Annotated in this window: 1 pseudogene; it reads right to left on the bottom strand. The window is 74.0% G+C overall.

Annotated features, from left to right (window positions below):
- A pseudogene (locus KBX53_RS35910) lies at nt 1-400 on the bottom strand (hypothetical protein); the annotation flags it as partial.

Raw genomic sequence — 400 nt, 5'->3', positions numbered from 1 at the left:
ACACGGTGGTGGTCAACCCGCCGTCGGCCGCCAGCCGGCGCAGCACCAGCGCCCGGGTGACGCCGAGCAGCCGACCGAGGGAATCGGCGGCGGCGGAGGCCCCGAGCGTGGGCATGACCACCGGATAGACGAGCAGGATCGGATGACCCTGCTGGAGCAGCACCCGGGGCCGTGGCCCGGCCAGCGGGGAGGGCAGCAGGATCAGCCCGTGGCCGGTGCCGGGGAGATCACCGTCCCACCACGTGTGTACCTCCAGCACCGGCTCCCGCCACCGGATCCCCGGGTGCAGACCCGAGAAGAGGCGGGCCAGGCCATGCTGCGCCAGCCGCTGACTGGCAGCCGCCACCTGCTGGCGGTACGCGGACGTCAGCTCGGCCCAGTGCGGTTCGAGGACCGCGTC

The sequence above is a fragment of the Micromonospora sp. M51 genome (assembly GCF_018070305.1).
GTDB classification, from domain to species: Bacteria; Actinomycetota; Actinomycetes; order Mycobacteriales; family Micromonosporaceae; genus Micromonospora; species Micromonospora parva.
The sequence above is the reverse complement of the archived record's forward strand: the minus strand, read 5'-3'. Positions and strand labels throughout refer to the sequence as shown.